The 6,159-nt window shown below is 35.3% G+C and carries 8 protein-coding genes; 7 read left to right on the top strand and 1 reads right to left on the bottom strand.

The annotated features are described in order from the left end of the window. The first annotated feature begins 103 nt into the window (after positions 1-103). The 7 genes from RBU60_RS13930 (at position 104) to deoD (ending at position 4,751) form a co-directional block, all read left to right on the top strand. Complete coding sequence (locus RBU60_RS13930; protein ID WP_308865675.1) at positions 104-523, top strand: hypothetical protein; 420 nt, start codon at positions 104-106, stop codon at positions 521-523. Between the two features lie 40 nt (positions 524-563). Continuing rightward, a complete protein-coding gene (locus RBU60_RS13925; RefSeq protein WP_308865674.1) occupies positions 564-929 on the top strand; it encodes a hypothetical protein in 366 nt (121 codons plus the stop codon). A gap of 106 nt (positions 930-1,035) precedes the next feature. Next, positions 1,036-1,542: a hypothetical protein gene (locus RBU60_RS13920; RefSeq protein WP_308865673.1), complete on the top strand. Its 507-nt coding sequence runs from the start codon at positions 1,036-1,038 to the stop codon at positions 1,540-1,542. Positions 1,543-1,574: 32 nt separating this feature from the next. After that, the gene (locus RBU60_RS13915; RefSeq protein WP_308865672.1) at positions 1,575-2,531 is read left to right on the top strand and encodes a DUF4421 family protein; all 957 of its coding nucleotides are present in this window, start codon (positions 1,575-1,577) and stop codon (positions 2,529-2,531) included. A gap of 558 nt (positions 2,532-3,089) precedes the next feature. Further along, positions 3,090-3,395 carry a thioredoxin gene (gene trxA, locus RBU60_RS13910; protein WP_308865671.1) on the top strand — a complete coding sequence of 102 codons (306 nt, stop codon included), beginning with the start codon at positions 3,090-3,092 and terminating at the stop codon, positions 3,393-3,395. Continuing rightward, entirely contained in the window at positions 3,392-4,066 is a 675-nt protein-coding gene (deoC, locus tag RBU60_RS13905) for a deoxyribose-phosphate aldolase (RefSeq protein WP_308865670.1), read from the top strand. The genes trxA and deoC overlap by 4 nt, the downstream gene beginning before the upstream one ends. Continuing rightward, positions 4,050-4,751, top strand: a complete 702-nt coding sequence (gene deoD / locus RBU60_RS13900) for a purine-nucleoside phosphorylase (RefSeq protein WP_308865669.1) — start codon at positions 4,050-4,052, stop codon at positions 4,749-4,751. Before deoC ends, deoD begins: the two co-directional genes overlap by 17 nt. A gap of 168 nt (positions 4,752-4,919) precedes the next feature. Here the strand turns inward: deoD and RBU60_RS13895 are convergent, their stop codons facing one another. Further along, positions 4,920-5,756, bottom strand: coding sequence for a universal stress protein (locus RBU60_RS13895; RefSeq protein ID WP_308865668.1), 837 nt, complete (start codon positions 5,754-5,756; stop codon positions 4,920-4,922). Between the last annotated feature and the right edge of the window lie 403 nt (positions 5,757-6,159).

Raw genomic sequence — 6,159 nt, 5'->3', positions numbered from 1 at the left:
AATTTGATACACCATTAGAAATGATGGACAAAATTTTGTTTAACACAGAAGTTGCGTTTATTACTTGAATCTAGCTCTATTAAAGCGCTTGTTCTATAAAGTTATGAAGTTAATTCCCCTACAATATATAGTTTTTATGTTGATTGGATTTCCGTTTACCGGAATTGCTCAAGATTTAATTCCACCGCAACCTATTGAGAATGAAATCATCTCCTTTGGCTGGGAAAGCTTTACGGAAGAATTTTCAACTCAAAATAATAAATCTAGCTTTTCTATGTTAGCAGAAGCATCTAAAAAAGAAAGCATTGAAATGGATTTTGGTTTCACCGCAAAACAGATTAACTCTACTTCCCAATGGAATCACTTCTCTATTCATAGAGATACTAGAGAAATTCAGCTTCTGAAGCGGTTAGATCCTAATCGAAATTATCCCAATCACGCCATTTATCGTAGTAATTTAAGTTGTCAGCCTTATCCATTAATAGAAGTGAATATTTTTAAAGATGTTTCTTTTGGAATATAATCTTTATTGCTTTCCATGTAAAAAAGAAGTATCTTTAAGCATGAAAAAATCACTCCTCTATATCGTATTTACTTGTCTTTTTGCCTTCAGCAGTTGGGGACAAGAAAAAAATAAGATGTTAAGCTCTCAAGACACGGTTGAGCAAGATGCTACTCCAAAACTTTCCCGATTTCTTCAAAATATACACTCCGAAAAAGATTACGCGTTTAGTTTTGACCGAGATTTTTTAAAGCCGAAAGGGATGAGTTTACGGAAGATGCTAAAAATAAATCAATATTCTAATCTTCAGTCTTCTAAAGAAAATATATACTCCGAAACTTTTTACCCCAACATCAACTATCCCAGCGGTATTTTGATAAATCAAAAAACCAATTATTTTATTAAATCCTTTCCTGAAGTCAATTAGAAAAGTTGTGTTTTGAATTCCTTGAAAACTTTTTTAATTTAAGATACTTTAGCACCATATTTGCTGTTTAAAGAGTATATTATTTGGTATGAAAAAGATTTTATTTATGTTACTATTGATCGGTTTTTCTTCCGCGAAAGCGCAAGAATTTTCTAGATCTAATACCTTCTCCTCCCCTAACAATGGATTCGATAATTTTATCTCCTTAAGAAACGCTACTTCTTTGACGCATTTCTACGGAATGCAGATTAAGAAAAGAGAATTTAGTATTCCGCAAAGAGATGTGTATGGGGAAGATGTAAAAAAAACCATTGATATGCAGGGAATGGCTTGGGCAAAAGAACGCCAAAAACGATTGGCCGCAGAGCAATATGAATTTCCAGACAAGCAAGTGGCTCAGATTAACTCTAATATAAAAATTTTTGTAGATCGGTTTAATTTTGACAGACAAACCAATACCGATTTTAACTATAATGGAACTACGCCCGATGGCGGCATAAGAAATGAGGTGTACGAAAGTCAAGAACGTCCGTTTTATTTCACTCCGTATTATAGAAATAATTCCTACAATCGAAGGTCTAACCGACCCACTTTTCACATTACCCGCTACTAAAAAATACAGCAAAACCCTCTCCCCTCTTTTATATGAATAAATTTTTCATCCTGCTCTTTTTGCTTTTAGGTCATTTTTGTTTTGCCCAGCAAGATAGTATTGTAGAGCAAGCCTATTATGAGCGTTATTCCGATAAATTATCTGCCAAAATCTTTACCTTAAATAGATCTAACGATTTTGAATTGTATGATGAAAGTGTGGATAAGCGAATCCGCTTAACGCCCAATAGAAAAACCTCCTTAGGCATTTCTGCCAACTACGATATCTTAGCGATTAGTTTTGGCTTTGCACCCGGATTTTTAGCCGAAAATAAGGATAACAAAAACTCTAAACTCGTCGCCTTTTCTACCGATTTATTTCTAGGAGGTTGGATACAGCATTTAGATATGTACTACCAAAAAGGAATGACCTTAGAGCTTTTAAACGATCCTTCCATCTACCTGAAGAATTTAAAAACCTTTAAAATTGGAGGAAGCACTTCCTTTAATTTTAATCCTAATTTCTCTTATAAAGCCAAGAACTTTGAAAACGAACGACAACTGCAAAGCGCAGGAAGTTTTATTCCTTCGTTGCTATATTACTACAGCTCGTTGCAACAAACCAGAGAAGCAAATTACAATACCAAAGCAAGGTTTATCAATGTCGCTTTTGCTCCCGCTTATCATTACAATTGGGTGATTGACGAGCATTTTTTAGTTTCGGGAGGAATTTCTCTGGGACTGGGACTAACCCAAACCATAGATAGTGATCGCAGCGTTACTTCCTTGCTCACCACGAGCTCTGTAGATTTGTCATTAGGTTATAATACCAAAGATTTTTATGCAGGAATCATCACTAAAGGAACGCTACAAAAACAAAACAACGATGCCAATGTGGTGGGCGACGATACCATTAGATCTATCTCTTTCTTAGTGGGGTACCGCTTTAATGCGCCTCAAATTGTAAAAGATGCCAATCAAAAGCTAAAAAAAATCTTTCAGTTCGATTAAGCTCACTCCTTTTTTCATAAATTCTATTTTTATCTTAGATTACTTTGCTTTTTCTTCTTTGCGCGCTTTGCGTGAAATAGAATTCTGATTAGGCATATACGGGTTAATCAAATTGATTTTCGCATATCTCTTTAATGTCCGGTGTAGTCAAATAATGTTTCCTATATCACGTCGTGACGCTTTTTTTTTATCTTTCGACTCCCCGCCAGAATGAATTCTTTCGGGCTGGCGTTCTCCGGAATCTTCGGGAGTGACAAAAACTAATTTCAGGAATGAAAGCTCATATACAAATTGTTTTTATTATAAATCTAACCTGAAAATTTCTTAGCTTTATACCTATAATACCAATTATATTTTAAAATTAGCCATTGGATTTGGAAACATATTTTTTCAAGCTCAAGGCAAAAAGCGCAGTCATAGCCTTAGCTATACCGAGTATTTTTAACGCAGAAATTGGCGAAATATGTTCAATTATATAGCTCATTTTGAGGTATAATTGGTATAATTAAGAAACTAAAACGCTTAGTTATTAATTGAAGTAATATTAAATGGTAACCTATGAAAAATAATTTTAAAGACCTGATAAGTTCTGAAACCCCAGTATTAGTCGATTTCTTCGCTGAATGGTGCGGACCATGTAAATCGCTGGCTCCTATTCTTAAAGAAGTAAAAGCTGAATTGGGTGAGCAGGTAAAAATTTTAAAAATAGACGTAGATAAAAACCAAGCCCTGGCATCACAATACCAAGTGCGTGGGGTGCCTACAATGATTCTCTTTCAAGGAGGAAAACAACTTTGGAGAGAAAGCGGAGTTTTACAGAAAAACGATTTGATTTCTATCATCCAGCAACATCAAAAGCAATGAAGTTAAACACCTATATAGATCACACTCAACTAAAAGCAATCGCAACGCCTAAAGACATCATAAAACTTTGTGACGAAGCCAAAGAGTATGATTTTTTTGCGGTTTGTGTTAACACTTGTCACGTTAAATTGGCTGCAAACGAGTTAAAAGACTGCGACGTAAAAGTAGCTGCAGTGGTTGGTTTTCCGTTGGGAGCAAATAGCTCGCAAGTCAAAATCTATGAAGCTCATAGCGGTATAAAAGAGGGTGCCAGTGAAATTGATATGGTGCTTAACGTGGGATGGCTTAAAGCAAAGAGATATGCTTTAGTGGAAGAAGAGATTGCAGTCATCAAAAAAACCATTGGAGAGCATACTTTAAAAGTGATTCTTGAAACTTGTTATCTAAGTGATGATGAAATAAGAATGGCATGCCAAATCGCCAAGCGTGCCGGCGCAGATTTTGTAAAAACCTCTACCGGTTTTGGAACTGCTGGCACCACAGCGCATCACGTAAAGATCATGCATGAAGAAGTGGGTGATACTTTAAAAATAAAAGCCTCTGGCGGAATTAGAGATACGCAAACCGCAGTAAAATATATAAATTTGGGCGTTAGCCGAATCGGGACCTCTTCGGGGATTGACATCGTGACTTCCGCAAACAAAAAAAATACAGATGAGTACACATATTAAAGCTCAACCCGGTGAGATCGCCGAATCGGTTCTTCTTCCTGGAGATCCATTACGTGCCAAATGGATTGCAGAAACTTTTCTCGAAAACGCAACATGCTATAACGAAGTTCGCGGAATGTTGGGATATACCGGGACTTTTCAAGGAAAACGAATTTCGGTACAAGGCACAGGAATGGGGATTCCTTCAGCCTTGATTTATTGCCATGAACTCATTAAGGATTATGGCGTAAAAAATTTAATTCGGGTTGGTTCGGCTGGAAGTTATCAAAAAAACATCCACCTGCGTGATATTGTGATTGCGATGGCTGCATCTTCTACGTCGGCTATAAATAATAGCCATTTTGAGAATCATAATTTTTCCCCTACCGCAGATTTTGATTTATTCATGAAAGCTGCGCGCTATGCCAAAGAAAATGATATTCCCATCAAAGCAGGAAACGTTCTTTCTAACGACCAATTTTATGAAGAGGGTCCTGAAGATTATAAAAAATGGGCAGATTATGGCGTGCTTTGCGTGGAGATGGAAGCCGCCGGACTTTATAGCATCGCTGCAAAATTTAAAGTAAAAGCATTGACGATTTTAACCATTTCAGATTCTTTAGTCACCGGAGAAGCTACCACTACCGAGGAGCGAGAAAGCAGTTTTTCTAAAATGATTGAGATAGCCTTAAATACTGTAGTTTAAACGACTAAATCAAGAATTTTAGCTTTTTAAACTTGATTTCCAACTTCCAAAACTTAAAAATAATAGAAAAAAACCGAAACTAACTATACGGTCAGTTTCGGTTTTAAAATAGATGTGAATTTAAAGCTTCAGCTTATTTTTTTAAAAAGCCTAAAAACTCTATTTTTATTACACCTTAAAAGTAATCACTGGTAGTTTAGAATGGTTTACCACATCTTCACCAATACTTCCTGAAAAGAAGTGAGCCAAGCCACGACGACCTTGAGTAGGTAACGCAATAATATCTGCTTCACTTTCTTCGCTATAGGCAAAAATCCCAGCTTCTACAGAGTAATCGTTATATTGAATTACTTTATCTACGTATTCCAACGGATTTTCTTCTCCTGCCATTTTTAAAAAGTCAAGAATTCGTTTTTCAATTTCACGTGTACTTTGGAAATCTCCAGAAAGATTTATGTAGAGCATTTGCATTTGAATCTCTAAGGTATCAAACATCCTCTTTGCTTTTTGGTAAGGAACCACCGAATTTTTCAAAAAGTCACAAGCAAAAATTCCTGATTTAAAAGTAAAATTTTCATGACGACCTTTGATAACCAATACAGGAATTTCAGAGGTGCGCACTACTTTTTCCGTATTACTTCCTACAAAAACCTCTTTTAAACCAGAGCTTCCGTGAGAACCCATAATGATTAAATCTGCACCAAAATCAAGTGCTACTTGGTTTAGTTCCGTAAAAACTTTATAATCATGTACGGTATCCGTTACTTTAACTCCTTCTAAATAATCTTTATTTAAAAATTCGCCAAATCGCTTTTCGGCCAACCTCATATAGAACATTGCTTCTTGCGTTTGCTTGGCTTCATCTCGGTTGATCATATTATCGCTAAGACCCAGCATATGTACAGCAATAATTTCGGCATTATGTTTTTTCGCTATATTTGCTGCTACTTGCATCGCATATTCAGAATGTTCAGAAAAATCTACAGGAACTACTATTTTTTTCATAACCATTGGTTTTAACTTTTTTGAGGTTTGTTTTTATTTAATTTTATCAAGGTATCTCTTTATCGCAGAAGATAAAAGAAACTAAAATTCTATCTTCTAGTAAGTTTTCTTCTATCCTAGGGATCAAAGTTTTAAAGATTGTTTATTCATAAAGTTACTATTATACGTTCCTAAACTAATTAATTCTTTTTAAATTATGTTCTATAATCTTTAAAATTAGTAAAAGCTGTAGTAATCTATAAAGCTGCAACGTCGTTTACTACTCCTAATTCACAGTTGAACGTAGTTTTGAGAGTGGATCTGTCAGTTTAATATAAGTTTTACTCGCTAGATTCAAGTAATAAACGCAACTTCTGTGTTAAACAAAATTTTGTCCATCATTTCTAATGGTGTATCAAATTTA

Source organism: Mesonia profundi (genome assembly GCF_031085155.1).
In the GTDB taxonomy this organism is placed as follows: Bacteria; Bacteroidota; Bacteroidia; order Flavobacteriales; family Flavobacteriaceae; genus Mesonia; species Mesonia profundi.
The sequence above is the reverse complement of the archived record's forward strand: the minus strand, read 5'-3'. Positions and strand labels throughout refer to the sequence as shown.